A 19735-nucleotide genomic window follows, 5' to 3' on the forward strand; every position below is an offset into this window, starting at 1 on the left:
CTCAAGGCGGATCGATCCCCGCCTGAGCGCACCAGAGGGCGTTGCTCCTGAGGCTGCCGGCCAGCGGCCGGCACTACCGTGCCCGTTTACCGGAAGGGCTGGCGCTCCTCCAGCAACACAGTTGCTACAAGGACGTACTTGCGGCGTCCGCCGAACAGCCCACCCACCCGGCCCAGACCAGCGATCCCGCTTCTGCCCACCACCGCAGAGGGGGCTCAGCCCGGTGGCCGGGAAACCCGGGGCATCACGCCCCGGATTCGTCCGGCTTGACCCGGAACCATGCCGCATACAGCGCCGGCAGGAACACCAGCGTCAGCACCGTGCCGACAATCAATCCACCCATGATCGAAATCGCCATCGAGCCATAGAAAGCGCTGCGCGACAGCGGGATCATCGCCAGCACCGCCGCCAGCGCAGTCAGCACGATCGGGCGGAAACGCCGCACCGTCGCATCGATGATCGAATGCCAGCGGTCATGCCCGGCATCGATGTCCTGCTGGATCTGGTCGATCAGGATCACCGAGTTGCGCATGATCATGCCCGCCAGCGCGATGGTGCCCAGCAGCGCCACGAAGCCGAACGGCGCGCGGAACAGCAACAGGAACAGCGTCGCGCCGATGATGCCCAGCGGAGCGGTCACCAGCACCATCGCCGCACGCGAGAAGCTGCGCAGCTGCAGCATCAGCAACGTGGCCACCACGATCAGGAACAGCGGCATGCCGGCCTTGATCGAGTTCTGCCCGCGAGCCGAATCCTCCACCGAGCCGCCGGTCTCCAGCAGGTAGCCGCTGGGCAGGTCGGCACGGATGCCATCCAGGGTCGGCACGATCTGCTGCACCACGTCCAGCGGCTGCATGCCATCACTGATGTCGGCACGCACGGTCACCGTCGGCAAACGGTTGCGGTGCCAGATGATGCCGTCCTCGAAGGCGTATTCCAGCCGCGCGACCTGCGACAGTGTCACCGCGGTACCACTGCTGGTCGGAATCGCCAGACTGCCGAGCAGGTCCAGCTGCGCTCGCTCGTTGTCCGGGCCACGCAGCAGCATCTCGATCTGGCGGTTGCCTTCGCGATAGGTGCTCACGCTCATGCCCGACAACGAACTGCTGAGGAACTGGCTGACCTGCGCACTGCTGACGCCCAGCGCGCGGGCGCGGTCCTGGTCGATCACCAGCCGCACCACCTTGCTCGGCTCGCTCCAGTCCAGGTTCACGTTCATCACGTGCGGGTTCTCGCGCACCTTGGCCTCGACCTGGCGCGCGATCGCCTGCACCTGCGCGATGTGCTCGCCGGACACGCGCATCTGCACCGGATAACCGACCGGCGGCCCGTTCTCCAGGCGCGTCACCCGCATCTGCACATCCGGGAACTGATTGATCACGTCCTTCAGCATCCAATCGCGGGTCGATTCGCGGGCCTTGGCGTCTTCGGTGAGCACCACGAACTGGGCGAAGTTGGTGGCCGGCAGCTGCTGGTCCAGCGGCAGGTAGAAGCGCGGCGAACCGGTGCCGACGTAGGCCACGTAGTTGCTGATGCCTTCGCGCCCCTTCAGCAGCTTCTCCAGCTTGTCGGCCTGTGCCTGGGTCGCGGCCAGCGACGCACCTTCGGCCAGCTCGATGTCCACCATCAGTTCCGGGCGGGTCGAGTCGGGGAAGAACTGCTGTGGCACGAAGCGGAACAACATCAACGAACCGATGAACAGGGCGATGGTCGCAGCGATCACCCACCAGCGATGGCGCAGGCAGGTATCCAGGAACGCCCGGAAGCGCGTGTAGAACGGCCGCTGGTACGGATCATGATCGTGCGCATGCTCCTTCGGTGCGATCCAGCGCGCGAGTGAAGGATGCCGGTCGGCCCACTGCAGGCGCTTGGCGCGCCAGCGGCCGGCCAGGCTGTCCGGCTTCGGCAGCTGCGGGTTGAACAGGTCCGGCAGCATCTTGTCACCCAGGTACGGGATGAACAGCACTGCCGCGATCCACGACACCACCAGCGCGATGGTCACCACCTGGAACAGCGAACGGGTGTACTCACCCGTGCTGGATGCCGCCGTGGCGATGGGCAGGAAGCCAGCGGCAGTGATCAGGGTACCGGTCAGCATCGGGAAGGCGGTGGATTCCCAGGCGAAACTGGCCGCGCGCAGGCGGTCGTAGCCCTGCTCCATCTTGGTGGCCATCATCTCCACCGCGATGATCGCATCGTCCACCAGCAGGCCCAGTGCCAGCACCAGTGCACCCAGTGAAATCTTGTGCAGGCCGATATCGAAGTAGTGCATGACGAAGAAGGTCATCGCCAGCACCAACGGGATGGTCACGCCCACCACCAGGCCGGTACGCAGGCCCAGCGAGAAGAAGCTGACCAGCAGCACGATCACCACCGCTTCGGTGAGCACCTGCACGAACTCGCCCACCGACTCTTCCACCGCATGCGGCTGGTCGGACACCTTGCGCAGCTGCATGCCGGCCGGCAGGGTCTTCTGCAGGCGTTCGAACTCGGCATCCAGGGTGGCACCGAGCTTGAGGATGTCTCCGCCGTCCTTCATCGCCACCGCCAGGCCGATCGCATCCTGGCCCATGAAGCGCATCTTCGGCGAGGCCGGATCGGCAAAGCCACGCTTGACCTCGGCGATGTCGCCCAGATGCAACGTGCGTTCGCCGGCCTGGATCGGGAATTTGCGGATGTCCTCGATCGAATCGAACTGACCGGTCACGCGCAGCTGCACGCGGTCGGTCGGGGTTTCGAAGAAGCTGGTGGCGCTGACCGCGTTCTGGTCGGCCAGCGCCTGCTGCACCTGCTGCAGCGATACGCCCAGCGTGGCCAGCTTGGTGTTGGACAGCTCGATCCACACCTTCTCGTCCTGCAGGCCGACCAGGTCGATCTTGCCGACGTCGGGCACGCGCTGCAGCTCCAGCTGGATGCGGTCGGCATAGTCGCGCATCACCGCGTAGTCGAAGCCTTCGCCGGTCAACGCGTAGATGTTGCCGAAGGTGTCGCCGAACTCATCGTTGTAGAAGGGCCCGACGATCTCCCTCGGCAGCGTCGCGCGGATATCGCCCACGCGCTTGCGCACCTGGTACCACAGGTCCGGAATCTGCTTGGAGCGCAGGCTGTCGCGCGCCATGAAGATCACCTGCGATTCGCCCGGCCGCGAGTACGAACGGATGAATTCGTACTCGCCGGTGTTCATCAGCGCTTTTTCGATCGGCTCGGTCACCTGCCGCGAGACCTGCTCGGCGGTGGCGCCCGGCCACATCGTGCGTACCACCATGGCCTTGAAGGTGAAGGGCGGATCTTCGGACTGGCCCAGGTGCTTGTAGGACCAGGCACCGATGACGGCGAACGCCAGCATCGCGAACAACACCAGCGCACGGTTGCCCAGCGCCCATTCGGAGAGATTGAAGCGGCGCACGGGTCAGTGCCCCTTGCCTGCGGCCGGCGCCGGCTTGGCGGCCGACGGTGCCAGCACCGGGCGGTTCTGGCGGTCGACCGGCGTCACCACCTGGCCTTCGCGCAGCAGATGGCCGCCGGCAGCGACCACCCAGTCCGTCGCGCCCACGCCGGACACGACCGGCACGGCCTGCGCGCCGTAGGCACCCACCTGCACCGGCGTTGCCTTCAATGCACCGTTGGACGGATTGACCACCCACACGCTGGCCTTGCCATCACTGCCGCGCAGCACAGCCGCCAGCGGCAGCTGCAACGCACCACTGCGCCCGGCGGTGGCAAACACCCGCGCACTCTGGCCCAGTTCCACTTCGCTCAGTGCTTCCGGCGCCAGGCTCACGCGCGTGGCATAGGTGCGCGCCTGTGCATCGGCGGCCGGGGCGATCTCGCGCAGGGTGCCCGGCAGCAGCTGGCCCGGACGGTTCCACAGTTCCACCTGCACCGACTGGCCAACCTTGTAGTCGCGGATGCTGCTTTCCGGCAGCGCGATCAGCACCTCACGGCCACCATCGGCGGCCAGGGTGAACACCGTCTGCCCCGCGCTCACGACCTGGCCGGCTTCGGCCTGGCGGCTGGCGATCACGCCATCGGCGGGCGCGCGCAGCTGCGCGTACTCGGCCTGGTTGCGGGCCACGGCGAGGTTGGCCCGGGCGGCGTTGGCCTGGCCCTGTGCAGCCTTGAATGCCGCCGTCTGCTGGTCCAGTGCCGAGCGGCTCACCAGCTGGTCTTCCGCCAGCTTGGCATAGCGCTTCTGGTCATCGCGCGCGCGCACCAGGTCTGCTTCCGCCGCCGCCAGCTGCGCCTGCGACGCCGCCGCCTGCGAGGCGTAGTCGGCCGCATCCAGCTCGGCCAGCAGCTGGCCCTTCTTCACCCGCTCGCCTGCGTCGACGAAGCGCCTGACCAGGTTGCCGCCAACCCGGAACGACAGTGGGCTTTCCTGGCGGGCACGCACCTCGCCGGGGTAGGCGGCCGCGGCCTGTCCATCCTGCGTGGTGGGATGCACCACCAGCACCGGGATGGCCGCCGCCGGCTCGGCGGCCTGCTTGCCGCACGCTGCCAACACCACGACCAGTACGCCTACGCCCAACCAACGCATGTTTTTCATGAGGTACAGGACCTGAAAAGAAATCCGGGGGGAACGCGCCGGCAACATACTGTTGCAACGCGGACATTAGTGAACCAGTCGGTATAGTATAAATATCGAACCGCTTGGTCTAGTATTAGCGGAATGAGTTCTCCCACTTCCCGAAAGCCGACGGCCAAGCCCGCTGCCAAGGCTGCCGGTCCCGGGCGCCCCAAGGATCTGGGCAAGCGCGCGGCAATACTCGAGGCAGCCAAGACACTGTTCATCGAACAGGGCTACAGCGGCGTGAGCATGGACAGCATTGCTGCCCAGGCCGGCGTCTCGAAGCTGACCGTTTACAGCCATTTCGGCGACAAAGAGACCCTGTTCTCCGAAGCTGTGCAGTCCAAGTGCATCGAGATGCTGCCCGACGCGCTGTTCGTGGCCGACGTCGAAGGCCCCCTGCGTGACCAGTTGCTGGGCATCGGCATGGCGTTCTTCGAGATGATCACCTCCGACGCGGCCCTGTCGATCCAGCGGATGATGATGGCGCCGGAGACCGACGAGCGCCTGCGCGAACTGTTCTGGCAGGCGGGCCCGCAACGCACCTGCGAGGCACTGGCCGACTTCATGCGTTCGCGTGCCGAGCGCGGCGAACTGGATATCCCGGACTGCTACATCGCCGGCCAGCAGTTCCTGACCCTGGTGAAGGGCGAAGTGCACATGCATATGATGTGCGGCATGCCACTGTCCCCCGTCGAGACCGATGCTGCGATCCATGTGGCCGCCAGTGTGGATTTCTTCCTGCGCGCCTACGCGCCGCGGGGGGCTGGGAATGCTGGATAACCAAAACTGAACGAACCGGAGGTCGCGATGACTTCCGGCACTGCGACCCCGGCCACCCCGCAGCTGATGCTCTGGGCGCGCCGCCGGCCTCCGGCACCGGTAAAATGGCCGGCCCACTGCGCTGGATTTGAACCTCATGACGATTGATTACGCCCACGCCCGCGAACTGATGGTGGAACAGCAGATCCGTCCCTGGGACGTGCTGGACATCAAGGTGCTCGACGTCCTGGCCCGCCTGCCGCGCGAGGCCTTCGTCGCCGACGCGCACCGGGCGCTGGCCTATGCCGATGTCGAACTGCCGATCGGCAACGGCCAGAAGATGATGAAGCCGGTCATCGAGGGCCGTACCCTGCAGGCACTGGATCTGCAGCCGGGTGACGAAGTGCTGGAAATCGGCACCGGCAGCGGCTTCCTGTCGGCCTGCATCGGCGCGCTGGCGCGCGACGTGCTGAGCCTGGAAATCGACCCGGAACTGGCCGCCGCTGCGCGCGCCCGCCTGGATGCCACCGGCCTCGGCACCAACGTGCGCGTGGAAGTGGCCGATGGCCTGGCCTGGCAGACCGAACGCCGCTTCGACGTGATCTGTGTCACTGGCGCCGTCGACGTGGTGCCGTCACAGTTTGCTTCGTGGTTGCGTCCGGGTGGTCGCCTGTATGTCATCCAGGGCCGTTCGCCGGCGATGGAAGCACTGCTGGTGAAGGCCGATGGCAGCACCGAGTCGCTGTTCGAGACCGATATCGATTACCTGCGTGGTGCCGCCCCGGCCCCCCAGTTCCACCTCTGAGTCCAAGGAAGCCGCAATGATCCGCCGATCCCTCGCTGTTGCGCTGGCCACTGCCCTGCTGCCGTTGTCCGCCCATGCCGCCGACCTGCTGCAGGTCTATGAAATGGCGCGCAATGGTGACCCGCAGCTGTCCGCCGCCGAATCCACCCGGCTGTACGACAAGGAAGGCGCCGTGCAGGCGCGTGCTGCCCTGCTGCCGCAGATCAATGGCCAGGCCCAGTTGAGCCGCACCCGCACCGAAGCCGACCATGACGCCAACTCCGGCACGGTCACCAGCAAGCGCCGCAACTACACGATCGACGGTTCGCAGACGCTGTTCAACTGGACGCAGATCAACAACCTGCGCTCGCAGCGCGAGCTGAGCAAGGCGGCTGATTTCACCCTCGACTCGGCCAACGACAACCTGATCGTGCGCACCTCGGCGGCCTACTTCAACGTGCTGGTGGCGATCGAATCGCTGAACGCCGCACAGACCAATGAAGCGGCCGCGAAGAAGCAGTTCGACTTCGCCGACAAGCGCCTGGAAGTGGGCCTGGCGCCGATCACCGACGTGCACGAGGCCCGCGCCCAGTACGACCAGGCGCGCGCCAACACCATCGTTGCGCAGAACACCCTGGCCGATAACTACCAGGCCCTGACCGAACTGACCGGCCAGCCCGTGGTCAACCTGAAGGGCCTGCCGGCCGATTTCCGGCCGGAAGTGCCGGCCAACCGCGGCAACCTGGACCAGCTGGTGCAGCAGGCGACCACGCAGAATCCGGCGCTGAAGGCGCAGGAGCTGAAGGTCGGTGCCGCCGAAGCCGGCGTGCAGGCCGCCCGTGGCGGTCACTACCCGACCCTGTCGCTGGGCGGCAGCTGGGGCAAGAGCGCGACCTGGGGCGACAGCGTCGGCGCCGGTTCGCTCTCCCCCGATGCACGCACCAACAGCATCGGCCTGACCCTGAGCGTGCCGATCTTCTCCGGCGGCGCCACCCAGTCCGGCGTGCGCCAGGCGCTGGCCCAGCGTGACATCGCCCAGGATGGTTTCGAGCAGCAGAAGCGCGCGCTGGACCGCAACACCCGCAATGCCTACCAGACCCTGGTGCAGGGCATCAGCGAAGTGGAAGCGCGCCGTTTGGCCGTGGTTTCCGCGCAGAGCGCCTACGATGCCTCGCAGGTCGGCCTGGAAGTGGGTACCCGCACCGTGCTGGACGTGATCCAGAACCAGCGCATCCTGTTCTCCGCACAGCTGGATTACGCGCAGGCCCGCTACAACTTCCTGCAGAACCGCCTGCTGCTGAGCCAGGCCGTGGGTGGCCTGGATGTCGCCGAACTGCAGGACATCAACCGCCTGCTGACCCAGGACGCGGGCAACCCGTCGACGACCACGAACTGAGTCGGCGCGACCGGCCTGGTCACAAAGCCACCCGCGAGGGTGGCTTTTTTATTGATTGCAGGTGGCCTGCGGTGTGTGGGGGCGCTAGCGCGAACGCCCGGCGCGCCGACGCAACAGGACGCCTGCCAACACGACCGCCAGCACCACCAGCACCGGTAGAAACAGCCGCGACGTGGCTGCCGGCAACAGGCACAGTGCGGTTGCCACTGGGGAGAGCACCATCGGGATCAGCCGTCGTTCGCCGGCCGCGGCCCGCACCTGCCACTGGCTGCGGGCAACGCCGAGGCACACGGCGGCCAGGACCAGCAGGCCTGCGGGCCCCGGCAACTGTGGAAGCCACTCCTCCGGCAGCGACAGCGCCAACGCCGCCGACAGCACGGTCAGCGCCAGCGTCAGCAGCAAACGCGCACCGGTACCCACTGCGCCGGACTTCGGCGGCCAGACTTCCCTCCCCAGCCGCGCTGCCAACAGCAGCAGCACCAACTGCAGGGCCGCCAGCCCCGCGCCGCCCGCCAACGGCAACAGTGGCAGCAACCACTGCAGCTGCGGGATCCCCTGCAACGCCACCGACAGCGGCCGCGTGCTGGCCAACGCAGCAAACTCGACAAGGCCCGACTGCAGCGCAGCCAGTACCATCAGCCACAACATCGCCATCAGCACCGCTGCGCCAGCGGCTCTGGAAACCTGCGAACGAGGGCGCGGCACCCGCCCGGAAAACCCTGCCAGCAGGCCCGCACCCAGCAGGACGCCGAGCAATGCCACGCCCGCTGCCAGCACGCCACCCAACCCGAAGCGATAGGGCGCGGTAGCCGATGGCAGCCACGGAATCCAATGCGCGTAGTGCACATGGCGTGCTGCCAGCAACAACAGCAGCAGGCCCACGCCCAGCTTCACCGTCAACAGTGCACTGGCCAACAACAGCGCGCGCGGCGTCCGCAGCACTGCAGCGGCAGCCCCCAGCAGCAGCACCAGAATCGCAGCCGCCAGCGGCAAGGGCAGCCACTGCCCGGGTGCAGCGTCGATGACCTCGGCGGCTGCGTACAGATGACGCGCCATCGATTGCGCCAGCCCTGCGATGGTCGCCGCCAGTTCCAGCAGCAGGGTAATCACCAGTACATCGGCAGGCAGCCTGCCCCAGGCGGCACGCAGCAGACCATGCAGACCCGAAGCATCCGGCAGGCGCCGCATCGCCATGCGCAGGCAATACAGCATCGGCACTGCGCCCAACGCCGCCAGCAACAGGCTGAGGACAATGGCGGGCCCCGCCTGTGCCGCCGTGTGCTGCCCGACCAGGGCGACAACGCTGCCGCCCAACAGCAGGGTCAGCGCCACCACCAGCAGATGGTCGGTGCCCAGCCTCCCGGGCTTCGCGCTGGCGTGCAGCGCGCCTCCGTTGTCGCCGATCATTCAAAGCTCCCTTGATGTCGCCCAAGCGTGGTCGACAACAGGCTGGCAGCCTGACGCGGTAAGCGGAATCGGAATCTGCGCCATACGAACGATGATGTGACAGCTTGCACGCCGTGGTCGGCGCGAGCGGTCCAGCTACGACAGATTCACCACCATCAAGCAGGCTTGATGCAGGCGTTCACGACAGCGCAAAGGCAGGGCGCCCTTGAAACACCTGAGGGCGACAGGCGGGGTCTCAGGCCAGCGGCGGCGGCAGGTGTGGAGCCACCAGCTGCAGGGTCCGCTGCAGCGCGCCGCGGCCATTGCTGACCAGCGTGCAACCGGCGCGGGCCATGTCTTCGCGCGCCTGCACGTCGTCGAGCAGGTGCAGCAGCAGATCACCCACCGCCTGCACGTCCTCGCCGATCAGCAGTGCACCGGCCTCGCGCATGCGCCGCGAGATCTCGGCGAAGTTGTGCAGATGCGGGCCGGTCACCGCTGCGGTGCCCATCGCTGCCGGTTCCAGCAGGTTGTGGCCGCCGATGGCCTGCAGGCTGCCACCGACGAAGGCGACCTGGGCACAGCCGTAGAACGGCATCAGTTCGCCCAGCGTGTCGATGACGAAGACATCGCTACGCGCGTCCGGCCACTGCTGTGCGCGCCGCGTCGACACGTTCCAGCCCTGCTCGCGGGCCAGCGCCTCCACCTTGGGGAAGCGCTCCGGATGCCGCGGCGCCCACAGCAGCAGCAGGTCCGGATGCTGCTGGCGCAGGCGGCGGTGCAGGTCGATCACTGCCTGCTCTTCACCATCATGCGTGCTGGCCGCGATCCACACCGGGCGCGTGGCCGGCACATGGGCATGGAACTGTTCGATGAAGGGCTGCACGTCCGGCGTGGCGATGTCGAACTTCAGGTTGCCCAGTGCCTGCACCTGTTCCGGCGCCGCGCCCAGCTGCACGAACCGCGCAGCGTCATCCTGCGACTGTGCGGCCACGCAGGTGACCGTGCGCAGCGCACGCCGGATCAACGCCGCCAGCACGCGGTAGCCGCGCAGCGATCGGGCCGACAGGCGCGCATTGAGGATGTACACCGGAATGCGACGGTCGCGGCAGCCGAACAGCATGTTCGGCCACAGCTCGGTTTCCAGGATCAGCGCCAGGCTGGGCTGGAAGTGCCCCAGGAAGCGGTTGACGCTGCCCGGCACGTCGTACGGCAGGTACACATGGTCCAGCGCATCGCCCCACAGCGCGCGCACCCGTTCCGAGCCGGTCGGGGTGATGGTGGTGATGACCCAGCGGATGTCCGGCCGCTGCGCGCGCAGCGCATTGACCAGCGGCGCAGCGGCGTTGACCTCGCCCACCGAGACCGCATGCAGCCAGACCCGGGGCTGGCCGCTGGGCTGCGGATAGGACGCATAGCGTTCATCCCAGCGCCGGAAGTATTCACGGACCCGGAAGCCGCGCCAGACCAGGTGGTACACGGTGATCGGCAGCAGGAGGTACAGCACGGCCGAGTACAGGCCACGCAGGATCCATTCGACAGGGTCTTTACGCATGCGGCAAGGATACGGGAGCCCCCCGGGAAAGACACGCGGCCGGATTGGTAGAATGGCGGCATGTCCGATGCCACCACCGCCGTCCGTCCGTCGCTGCGTGATCCACGCAACTGGCCGATGTTTGCCGTCATGTTCACTGCCTTCGGGATCGCCCGGCTGCCGTGGACGCTGCAGCGCGTGCTGGGCCGCGGGGTCGGCTCGATCGCCTGGCGCCTGGCCGGCAGCCGCCGCCATGCCGCCGAGGTCAACCTCAAGCTGTGCTTTCCCGAGAAGGACGAGGCCTGGCGCAAGCGCCTGGTGCGCGACAGCTTCGACGCCTTGGGTGTGGGCATCTTCGAATGCGCGCGTTCCTGGTGGGGCAGCATCGACAGCATCCGCCCGCAGGTGCACATCGAAGGGCTGGAACACCTCAAGCAGATGCAGGCCGAAGGCCGCGGCGTGCTGCTGGTCTCGGGCCACTTCATGACCCTGGAGATGTGCGGCCGCCTGCTGTGCGACCACGTCGACCTGTCCGGCATGTACCGCAAGCACAAGAACCCGGTGTACGAGTGGGCGGTGAAGTTCGGCCGCCTGCGCTATGCCAAGGCGATGTACGCCAACGAGGACATCCGCGCGACGGTGCGCCACCTGAAAAAGGGCGGCTTCCTCTGGTACGCACCCGACCAGGACATGCGCGGCAAGGACACCGTATTCGTGCCGTTCTTCGGCCACACCGCCTCCACCATCACCGCAACCCACCAGCTGGCGCGGATGACCGGTTGTGCGGTCATCCCCTACTTCCATCGCCGCGAAGGCGGGAAGTACTTCCTGAAGATCGGCGCGCCGCTGGAGAATTTCCCCAGCGAGGACGTCGAAGCCGATACCGCGCGGGTCAACCAGGCCATCGAGCAGATGGTGCGCGAGGCACCGGACCAGTACCTGTGGATCCATCGCCGCTTCAAGCGCCAGCCAGGCGGGCGCAGCGATTTCTACAAGTGACGTGAGATTTGGATGGCTCATCCACGCATGGCGTGGATCTACTGGGAATGCCGATCAGTAGATCCACGCCATGCGTGGATGTTCTCTCTTCCGATGCCGGAATCTACAACGGCCAACGACACCAGGCGTGAGGGTAGTCCCCCAGCCCACCAGCCAATCCGGCCCGCACCGGATTGCCCAGGATGTACATCGCGTTGTCATGAAGGGATTCATCGGTACGCACCGCATGGTCGTGATAGCCGTGCTGCCAGAGCGGCCCTTTTCGTCCCGATATCCGGTTCAGCTGCCGGCTGCTGCGTGATTTCAGCAACGCCATGCACTGGGCCAGCGTTCCCTTCTGCAGCTCCATCAACCAGTGCAGGTGGTCGGGCATCACCACCCAGGCGAGGCTGTGGCTGATGCCGCTGCGTTCGACGAAGCGCAGCGCGTCCACCAGCACAGCGACATTGCCTGCGTCGGAGAAGAATGGCTCCCGGCCACGCGTTGTTGTGGTCAGGGAATAGACATTTCCCGTGCGGGAGTAGCGACCGTAGCGGAGTCTGGGGCTTGCCATGGGGACAGACTGCGGTTTGCCCGATCATCCTTGCATTGGCGGACCACCCTGCGGCCAGTCGGGAAAAGCCGCGACACCGGCCAATGTTCATGGGAAAGCCCATCCACGCATGGCGTGGATCTACTGCTCCCCCGCCAGACACGTCCCCGGAGATCCACGCCATGCGTGGATACGACCAGCCACCCCGCACAATCCAGTAAATCCAAGCCATGCGTGGATAGGCCCCAACCCGCACACGCAAGTAGATCCACGCCATGCGTGGATACGACCAGCCACCCCGCACAATCCAGTAGATCCACGCCATGCGTGGATAGGCCCCAACCCGCACAATCCAGTAGGTCCACGCCATGCGTGGATAGGACGTTCCCCAACCCCGCACAATCCAGTAGATCCACGCCCTGCGTGGATGCGGAGATTACCCGGCGCCCGGCTGATCGTCCGGTTCGCGCGCCAGCAACGTGCCGACGAACAGCGCGGCGAGCAGGACGGTCAAGCCGCCCCAGAACGCGGAATAGAACGCCAGGTGCGTATTGAGCGGGAACACGGTGACCGCCAGTGCCAGCATTGCCGGGCGTGCACGTTCGCGCGCCGGGGCCGGGGCGAAACGCCATGCCCGCCATGCCTGTGCCACCGCCGCCAGCCACAGCAGCAGCCCCAGCACACCTGTCTCAGCCAGGATCTCCAGCACGATCTGATGGGCGTGCAGCGCGGGCATGGTGCCCCACACCGCCGGTCCTTCATCCGCAACGCAGTGGGGATAGGCATCGCGGAAGCCGCGTGCACCGACACCATTGATCGGGTGTGCTTCGATCATGCAGGCCGCCGCACTCCAGATGCGGGTACGACCGGACAGTGCCTGCTCGACCCCATCCTCGCCACCGCCCCAGGCCATTGCCGTGCGCGCCACACGCTCACGCAGCTGCGGCACGCTGGCGGCCAGTACGCTCGCCGAGAGAATACCCACCAGCGCGAGCAGGCCCAGCCGCTTCCATCCCAGCTGGCGCACGCCGCTGTAGGCGACCACCAGGCCGAAGGTGATCCATGAGGCACGCGAGCCGGCCAGCAGCAGCACCACGCCCACCGCGGCGACGGCCAGCAACCAGCCCGCATTGCCGAAACGGCGCGCCACCGGCAACAACAGGAACGGCGAAAGACTGGCCAGCACCTGGCCGAATTTCAGGTTGCACGGCCCAAGCGCGCCGCTGAGACGGTCGGCCAGCGCGGCTTCTTCAGCCGGGCACAATGCGTGGCCGCTGATGGCCAGCTTGATCTGCTGCAGCGACCAGAACCAGGGGCTGGTGCCTGCCAGTGCCTGCACCAGCGCATCAAGCGTCCACAGGCCGGTGATCACCGCCAACCCACCCAGGGTCAGGCGCCGCCGCTGCGGGGTGGCCACGGCGATCGCCACCAGCCACATGAAAGGCAGATAGCGCAGCCCGGCCGCAGCCTTGGTCCACGACGCCGAAGGGTCCACGGCATCGAAGGCCGAGAACGCCTGCGGCAACCAGTAGCCGAGGAAAAGAATCGATGTCAGTGCCCACGCTGCCGGGCTCAGCAGATGAGGGCGATGCTGCACCCGGCGGATGACCATGCGTGCGGCGGCGTACAACGCCCCCAGGCCCAGCACTGTTTCGGCGATACCCGGCAGCGGCCACAACGCGACGTAGGCCAGCACCCACCAGGGTGCCCAGCGGCCGGCGCGCTCATCGCGCAGGGGCGGCGTGGCGTCAGCCAGCGAGGTCGGCATAAAGACGGAGGGTATCGCGCTGCATGGCCTGCAGGGTAAACGGGATACGGCCTGGCAGCGACGGCGGCTGTGCCAACAGGGCCAGCGCACGTTCACCCAGCAGCTGCGCATTGCCCAGCGGCACGGCGCCACTGGGTTGCAGCTGCTGCAGCAGTTCGCCGACCCCACCATGGTTCCAACCCAGCACCGGGCGGCCGACCGACAACGCTTCGACCACGGTGCGACCAAAGGCTTCCGGTTTGTCCGACAGCTGCAGCACCAGATCGCTGGCGGCGTACGCCTGGGCGATGCGCGCAGTCGGCGTGCTGATGTGCACCGCCCCGGTCACGCCCAGTGCGGCCGCCTGCCTGCGCAGCTCTGCCACATAGGCTTCCCGGCCAGGCTCGTCGGTGCCCAGCATCCACAACTGTGCCGGCACGCCTGCTGCACGGACATCGGCAAGCAGCTGCAACGCGTGGGCGTGCCCTTTCAGGCGGGTGCCGCGACCGGGCAGCAGCAACAGCGGTCCGTCGACCTGGGCCAGCCACGGGTAGTCGGCCGCCAGCGCCAGCCGGGGGCGCCGATCAGCGCGTGCCACGCGCGGGAACTGGCTGACATCCACCCCGCGCGGGATCACCTGCAGCCTGTCGTGCGGCACCGTCGGGTAATGCGTGTGTACGTAGTCGCGCACGCTGTTGGACACACAGATCACGCGTTCGCCGCTGGTCATCACCGCGCTGTAGCGGCTGGGCGAATTCAGCCCATGCACGGTAGTCACCCAATGCGGGCGTTGCGCCGGCTGCATCGCACGGATCGCGTACAGCCCCAGCCACGCCGGCAGGCGCGAACGGGCGTGGACGATGTCGGCGCCCACTTCGGTGAACAGGCGACGCAGGGTAGGCAGATGGCGCAGCGTCAGCAGCGACTTGCGGCCGATATCCAGGGTCAGGTGCTCGGCACCGCTGTCGAGCAGCGGCTGCACCAGGCGACCACCAGCGGACACCACCAGCGCGCGATGGCCGGCAGCGACCAGGGCCGCGGCGATTTCAAGGGTCGAGCGCTCGACACCGCCGGAGTGCAGCGCCGGCAGCAACTGCACCACGGTCAATCGGCGCATCGAGGGGGCAGCCGTTTAGTCGGCCAGCACGAACACGGCGCCGCAGTAAGCACACTGCGCTTGCCCGTTGGGTTCGTCTTCGATCGGCAGGTACACCCGCGGATGCGAGTTCCACAGCGCCATTTCCGGGGTCGGGCAGCTCAGCGGCAGATCGCTGCGGTGCACGGTGTAGCGCTTTTCGGCGTTGGCGGGCGCGGTGGCGGTATGGCTCATGGCGGATGTCGATGAACGGATTGCGAGGCCTGCGATTCTAGCATCTGGGCCCGGCAAACACCGTGCGCGGCGTGGCCGCTGCGCGCGGCGGCCCGCTTGCAGCCTTCGCCGGTGCAGCCACGTGCGACCGCCCTGCCCCTCCCGCGCTGCCGTTGCCCTGCCCCATCGGCGGGAAATCCCAGGCAGGCCAGTCAGTTCCGCGCGGAATCGGCCGTCGTTCGAATTTCCCGCATTTGGATCGAACTAAATGGCACTTGTCAGGGCGCTGCCGGCTGTTGCAGCATCGGCAGCGATCCATTCCTGACCCGATCGCATGGCCCGTCCCCCACCGGACCTGCATCGCCTCCCGACTGCCCTGCGGCGGAAGGGGCGATGCTGTCCGTGGTGTTCGCCGATGCGGGTTCTGCCTGCCGCCTGCCCTACCGGGAGACCCTGCATGACCCTGTCCGATCCGCGCCGCGCCCTGCTTCCGCTCGCCCTGGCCCTGGCCTGTGCGACCACTGCGACGCCGGTGCTGGCGCAAGGGCTGCAGACCTCCTTCGAGCCGGGCGAACCGGCACCGGCCAGGTCCGATGGCACCTTGTCCGTCGACGTCGGCAGCGGCCCCGGCGCGCCGTACGCGGCCAAGCGCAACGTCGGCTACAGCGGCCTGCATGCGTTGCACTACAGCACCAGTGGCGGCCAGGCACGCCGCGAACTGTTCAAGACCGATCTGCCCATCGACACCGACACCACGCTGTCCTGGCTGGTACTGCCGGAGATCGTCGGCAAGGACACCGTGGCCTCCACCTATGTCTCGCTGGACCTGCTGCTGGACGATGGCAGCCGCGTCTCCGCCAGCGGCGCGCGCGACCAGCACGGCGTAGCGCTGGGCGCACGGGCGCAGGGCGATTCGAAGACGTTGTACCCGCAGCAGTGGGCGCGCAAGGCGGTCAGGCTGGGCGACATGCCGGCGCTGAAGGGCCGCCGCGTGCTGGCCATCGAGCTCGAGGTGGCCAGCGCCAATGGCGCGCCTGTGTCGGGCTGGATCGACGACGTGCGCCTGGACGTGCAGCCACGGCAGGCGCCGCAGCGCGTCTCCGACTGGGTACTGACCACGCGCGGAACCCAGGCCAACGGCACCTTCTCGCGCGGCAACAACTTCCCGGCCACTGCGGTACCGCACGGCTTCAACTTCTGGACGCCGGTGACCGATGCCAGCGCACTGAACTGGCTGTACCGCTGGAACGAGCAGAACGATGCGAAGAACCGGCCGCAGCTGCAGGCGTTGGCGCTGAGCCACCAGCCCAGCCCGTGGATGGGCGACCGCCAGACCTTCCAGGTGATGCCCTCCGCCACGCGCGGTGTGCCCGAAGCGGACCGCAGCAAGCGGGCGTTGTCCTTCGACCGCACGCAGGAAAACGCGCGCCCGTACCGCTACGACGTGCGCTTCGACAACGGCATCGCCGCGTCCATCGCCCCCACCGACCATGCCGCGTTGTTCCGCTTCGAGTTTCCCGAAGGTGGCGACGCCAACCTGCTGTTCGACAACGTCGATGCCCGCGGCGGACTCACCCTCGATGCCGCCACGCAGACGTTGACCGGCTACACCGATACCCGCAGCGGCCTGTCCAACGGCGCCACCCGCATGTACGTGGTCGCCAGCTTCGACAGGCCGTGGCGCAGCAGCGGCCAGATCGGCACCGGCCGCCCGACCGGCTACATCAAGTTCGACCCAGGCAGCGAGCGCCGGGTGACGATGCGCATCGCCACCTCGTTGATCTCCGTCGAGCAGGCGCGGCACAACCTGGCACTGGAAATCGCCGCCGCCGATACGCTGGAAAGCGTGGCCGGACGCGCACAGGATGCGTGGGATGCGCGCCTGGCCCGTTTCGACATCGGCAATGCCAGTGACGACCAGAAGACCACGCTGTACTCCAGCCTGTACCGGCTGTACCTGTACCCCAATTCCGGCCACGAGAATGTGGGCACCGCCGCCGCGCCCGAGTGGCGCTATGCCAGCCAGGCCAGCGCCGCCGATGACAACACCGACGGCAGCGCGACGCGCAGCTTCGCACCGGTGCGCGACGGCAAGGTCTTCGTCAACAACGGCTTCTGGGACACGTTCCGCACCACCTGGCCGGCGTATGCGCTGTTCACCCCGGATGATGCCGGGCAGCTGGTACAGGGTTTCATCGAGCAGTACCGCGCCGGTGGCTGGGTCGCGCGCTGGTCCTCGCCGGGCTACGCGGACCTGATGGTCGGCACCAGCTCGGACGTCGCCTTCGCCGATGCGTGGCTGAAGGGCATCGGTGGCTTCGATCCGGAAGAGGCCTACGCCGCAGCGCTGAAGAACGCCACCGTGGTGCCACCGGACCGCCACGTCGGCCGCAAGGGCATGGATCGTTCGACGTTCCGCGGCTATGCCAGCGCCGACGTGCATGAAGGCATGTCGTGGACGATGGAAGGTGCACTCAACGATTTCGGCATCGCCAACATGGCCGATGCCCTGGCCAAGCGCGCGACGACACCGTCCGCACGCGAACGCTACGCCACCGAGGCCGACTATTTCCGCCACCGCGCCGGCAGCTACGCGACGTTGTTCGATCCGGCCGCCGGCTTCTTCCAGGGCCGCAGGCCCGATGGCAGTTGGCGCCTGCAGGCCAAGGACTACGACCCGCGCGTGTGGGGCCACGACTACACCGAGTCCAATGGCTGGACGTTCGCCTTCACCGCCGCGCACGATGGCGAAGGCCTGGCCGCGCTGTACGGTGGCCGCGACAAGCTGGCCGCCAAGCTCGATACCTTCTTCGCCACCCCGGAAACCGCCGACGCCGCATTCGCCGGCTCCTACGGCGGCACCATCCATGAGATGACCGAAGCGCGCGACGTGCGCATGGGCATGTACGCGCACAGCAACCAGCCGGCACACCACATCCCGTGGATGTACCTGTATGCCGGGCAGCCGTGGAAGACCCAGCAGCATGTGCGCGAGATCCTGTCGCGGCTGTATGTCGGCAGCGAGATCGGCCAGGGCTATCCGGGCGACGAGGACAACGGCGAGACCTCGGCGTGGTACGTGCTGGCCTCGCTGGGCCTGTATCCGCTGCGCATGGGTGCGCCGGAGTACGTGATTGGTTCGCCGGCGTTCCAGCATGCGCGCGTCGAGCTGCAGGGCGGCGCGGTGTTGACCGTCAATGCACCGCAGAATTCGCCGGAGAACGTGTACGTGCAGTCGCTGAAGATCAACGGCAAGCCGTGGAGCAAAACCTGGGTGCCGCACGAAGTGATCGCCAAGGGTGCAACCCTGGACTTCGTGATGGGCCCGCAGCCGTCACGCTGGGGCAGCGGCGTGGATGATGTACCGCGCTCGCTGACCGCCCGCGGCCAGCGCCCGCAGTTGCTGCACGATCTGCTCGGCAACGGCGCGCAGGCGGCACTGGCTGATGGCCGCGCCCTGCCCGCGCTGATCGACGACGATGCCAACACGGCCGTGCCGCTGGGCGGCGGCGTGACCATCGCACTGAGCCACGTGGGCGATGGCGTACCGACGATGTACACGCTGACCAGCGGTGACGGCACGATCCGTGGCGGTGAGTGGACGCTGGAAGCGCGTGCCGGCAACGGGCGCTGGGTAACGCTGGACCAGCGACGCGGCGAAGATTTCACCTCGGCGCGGCAGACCCGCCCGTTCCGTATCGCCTCGCCCTCACGCTACGCCGAGTACCGTCTGCGCCTGGCTGCGCCGGGGCGCCTGCAGCTGGCCGAGATCGAACTGTTGGCGCCCTCCCCCCTACAATGACGTCCATGCGCCTACGTTTGCTCCCCCTCGCTCTTGCCGCCCTTGTATTTCCCAGCCTCAGCCACGCACAACCGCAGACCCAGGCCTTCGATGGCCAGGTCAGCCGTGACGGGGTGACCCTGTACTACCAGGATGCCACCGGCGCGCTGGCCGCGCCGGTGCGCAAGCGCATCATCGATACGTTCTACTTTGCTTACCTGCGCGAGCGTGCGGACTTCCGCCCGGCCGCGCCGAACGAAGTGCGCATCGTGATCGATCCGGCGTACAACGGCGTCGCCTTCGTCGRCGACAAGGACAAGGCCAGCACCATCACCATCAATCCGGGCTGGCTGGTCCAGCACCCGGATGACATCGATCTGGTCACCCACGAAGCGATGCACATCGTGCAGGGCTACCCCAGCTACGGCGACAAGCGCGTGCCGGGCTGGCTGGTGGAGGGCATCGCCGACTACGCCCGCGATCGCTACGGCATGAACAACGCCGCTGCCGGCTGGGCGTTGCCGGACAAGCTGAGCCAGGGCCAGACGGTGGAAAGCGGCTACCGGGTGACCGGTGCCTTCCTGAAGTGGGCCGAAGCGGCGCACCCGGGACTGGTGCTGGCACTGGACAAGGATCTGCGCGACGGGCGCTATGCACCGGCGCTGTGGCAGAAGCACACCGGCAAGCCCCTGCCGGCGCTGTGGGCGGAGTATGCCAAGCCGCGCTCCCCGGCCCCTGCGCCGCCGCCCGCGCGACGCGCGAAGCGGCGGTAAGTTCGATGTTGCCGGGGCGATGCCCCGGCCTTCAACGCGACTGCACGAAACCGGCGTACAGCGCGAACAGCTGCTGGAAATACCGCTTGCTCACTCGACTGCGCATGACATTGCTCCGCCCATGGAAAGTTGGTCGGGCCCAGGGTGGGAAGGCCGGTCCGGTCC

At 67.4% G+C, this 19735-nt stretch carries 14 protein-coding genes; 6 read left to right on the plus strand and 8 right to left on the minus strand.

What is annotated here, in order from left to right; genetic code table 11:
• Positions 1–244: 244 nt before the first annotated feature.
• Together AC1DCU_RS18650 and AC1DCU_RS18655 are read right to left on the minus strand one after the other, a co-directional pair.
• On the minus strand, positions 245–3406 hold the full coding sequence (locus tag AC1DCU_RS18650) for an efflux RND transporter permease subunit (protein WP_154881033.1): 3162 nt from the start codon (positions 3404–3406) through the stop codon (positions 245–247).
• A gap of 3 nt (positions 3407–3409) precedes the next feature.
• Positions 3410–4546: an efflux RND transporter periplasmic adaptor subunit gene (locus AC1DCU_RS18655; protein ID WP_442252232.1), complete on the minus strand. Its 1137-nt coding sequence runs from the start codon at positions 4544–4546 to the stop codon at positions 3410–3412.
• A 123-nt stretch (positions 4547–4669) separates the two neighbouring features.
• Between AC1DCU_RS18655 and AC1DCU_RS18660 the strand changes: the two genes are divergently transcribed.
• The 3 genes from AC1DCU_RS18660 to AC1DCU_RS18670 all read left to right on the plus strand — a co-directional run bounded on the left by AC1DCU_RS18660 (position 4670) and on the right by AC1DCU_RS18670 (position 7509).
• Positions 4670–5350, plus strand: a complete 681-nt coding sequence (locus AC1DCU_RS18660) for a TetR/AcrR family transcriptional regulator (protein WP_032975445.1) — start codon at positions 4670–4672, stop codon at positions 5348–5350.
• 136 nt (positions 5351–5486) lie between these two features.
• Positions 5487–6134: a protein-L-isoaspartate O-methyltransferase family protein gene (locus AC1DCU_RS18665; protein ID WP_032975442.1), complete on the plus strand. Its 648-nt coding sequence runs from the start codon at positions 5487–5489 to the stop codon at positions 6132–6134.
• A gap of 16 nt (positions 6135–6150) precedes the next feature.
• Positions 6151–7509, plus strand: a complete 1359-nt coding sequence (locus AC1DCU_RS18670) for a TolC family outer membrane protein (RefSeq protein WP_025874136.1) — start codon at positions 6151–6153, stop codon at positions 7507–7509.
• An 84-nt stretch (positions 7510–7593) separates the two neighbouring features.
• On the opposite strand, the gene AC1DCU_RS18675 is transcribed toward AC1DCU_RS18670, so the two are convergent.
• Both AC1DCU_RS18675 and waaA read right to left on the minus strand, forming a co-directional pair.
• Entirely contained in the window at positions 7594–8916 is a 1323-nt protein-coding gene (locus AC1DCU_RS18675; RefSeq protein WP_442252231.1) for an amino acid transporter, read from the minus strand.
• A gap of 235 nt (positions 8917–9151) precedes the next feature.
• Complete coding sequence (waaA, locus tag AC1DCU_RS18680) at positions 9152–10450, minus strand: lipid IV(A) 3-deoxy-D-manno-octulosonic acid transferase (RefSeq protein ID WP_025874134.1); 1299 nt, start codon at positions 10448–10450, stop codon at positions 9152–9154.
• Between the two features lie 60 nt (positions 10451–10510).
• Between waaA and AC1DCU_RS18685 the strand changes: the two genes are divergently transcribed.
• A complete protein-coding gene (locus tag AC1DCU_RS18685; RefSeq protein ID WP_025874133.1) occupies positions 10511–11428 on the plus strand; it encodes an LpxL/LpxP family Kdo(2)-lipid IV(A) lauroyl/palmitoleoyl acyltransferase in 918 nt (305 codons plus the stop codon).
• Between the two features lie 103 nt (positions 11429–11531).
• On the opposite strand, the gene AC1DCU_RS18690 is transcribed toward AC1DCU_RS18685, so the two are convergent.
• The 4 genes from AC1DCU_RS18690 to AC1DCU_RS18705 all read right to left on the minus strand — a co-directional run bounded on the left by AC1DCU_RS18690 (position 11532) and on the right by AC1DCU_RS18705 (position 15037).
• Positions 11532–11981, minus strand: coding sequence for an REP-associated tyrosine transposase (locus AC1DCU_RS18690; RefSeq protein WP_025874132.1), 450 nt, complete (start codon positions 11979–11981; stop codon positions 11532–11534).
• A 415-nt stretch (positions 11982–12396) separates the two neighbouring features.
• Positions 12397–13728: an O-antigen ligase family protein gene (locus AC1DCU_RS18695; RefSeq protein ID WP_032975439.1), complete on the minus strand. Its 1332-nt coding sequence runs from the start codon at positions 13726–13728 to the stop codon at positions 12397–12399.
• Positions 13709–14824, minus strand: a complete 1116-nt coding sequence (locus tag AC1DCU_RS18700) for a glycosyltransferase (RefSeq protein ID WP_025874130.1) — start codon at positions 14822–14824, stop codon at positions 13709–13711. The genes AC1DCU_RS18695 and AC1DCU_RS18700 overlap by 20 nt, the downstream gene beginning before the upstream one ends.
• 15 nt (positions 14825–14839) lie before the next feature.
• Positions 14840–15037 (minus strand): zinc-finger domain-containing protein, encoded by a 198-nt coding sequence (locus AC1DCU_RS18705; RefSeq protein WP_025874129.1) that lies wholly within the window; start codon positions 15035–15037, stop codon positions 14840–14842.
• 436 nt (positions 15038–15473) lie between these two features.
• Between AC1DCU_RS18705 and AC1DCU_RS18710 the strand changes: the two genes are divergently transcribed.
• Together AC1DCU_RS18710 and AC1DCU_RS18715 are read left to right on the plus strand one after the other, a co-directional pair.
• Positions 15474–18818 carry a GH92 family glycosyl hydrolase gene (locus tag AC1DCU_RS18710; protein WP_442252230.1) on the plus strand — a complete coding sequence of 1115 codons (3345 nt, stop codon included), beginning with the start codon at positions 15474–15476 and terminating at the stop codon, positions 18816–18818.
• Positions 18815–19570, plus strand: coding sequence for a basic secretory protein-like protein (locus AC1DCU_RS18715; RefSeq protein WP_478014248.1), 756 nt, complete (start codon positions 18815–18817; stop codon positions 19568–19570). The genes AC1DCU_RS18710 and AC1DCU_RS18715 overlap by 4 nt, the downstream gene beginning before the upstream one ends.
• Positions 19571–19735 lie beyond the last annotated feature (165 nt).

Source organism: Stenotrophomonas sp. 10L48, assembly GCF_056395105.1.

Coding starts and splice junctions, on each gene's coding strand:
- AC1DCU_RS18655 (WP_442252232.1), bottom strand. CDS start 4,546: ATGAAAAACATGCGTTGGTTGGGCGTAGGCGTACTGGTCGTGGTGTTG.
- AC1DCU_RS18660 (WP_032975445.1), top strand. CDS start 4,670: ATGAGTTCTCCCACTTCCCGAAAGCCGACGGCCAAGCCCGCTGCCAAG.
- AC1DCU_RS18665 (WP_032975442.1), top strand. CDS start 5,487: ATGACGATTGATTACGCCCACGCCCGCGAACTGATGGTGGAACAGCAG.
- AC1DCU_RS18670 (WP_025874136.1), top strand. CDS start 6,151: ATGATCCGCCGATCCCTCGCTGTTGCGCTGGCCACTGCCCTGCTGCCG.
- AC1DCU_RS18675 (WP_442252231.1), bottom strand. CDS start 8,916: ATGATCGGCGACAACGGAGGCGCGCTGCACGCCAGCGCGAAGCCCGGG.
- waaA (WP_025874134.1), bottom strand. CDS start 10,450: ATGCGTAAAGACCCTGTCGAATGGATCCTGCGTGGCCTGTACTCGGCC.
- AC1DCU_RS18685 (WP_025874133.1), top strand. CDS start 10,511: ATGTCCGATGCCACCACCGCCGTCCGTCCGTCGCTGCGTGATCCACGC.
- AC1DCU_RS18690 (WP_025874132.1), bottom strand. CDS start 11,981: ATGGCAAGCCCCAGACTCCGCTACGGTCGCTACTCCCGCACGGGAAAT.
- AC1DCU_RS18695 (WP_032975439.1), bottom strand. CDS start 13,728: ATGCCGACCTCGCTGGCTGACGCCACGCCGCCCCTGCGCGATGAGCGC.
- AC1DCU_RS18700 (WP_025874130.1), bottom strand. CDS start 14,824: ATGCGCCGATTGACCGTGGTGCAGTTGCTGCCGGCGCTGCACTCCGGC.
- AC1DCU_RS18705 (WP_025874129.1), bottom strand. CDS start 15,037: ATGAGCCATACCGCCACCGCGCCCGCCAACGCCGAAAAGCGCTACACC.
- AC1DCU_RS18710 (WP_442252230.1), top strand. CDS start 15,474: ATGACCCTGTCCGATCCGCGCCGCGCCCTGCTTCCGCTCGCCCTGGCC.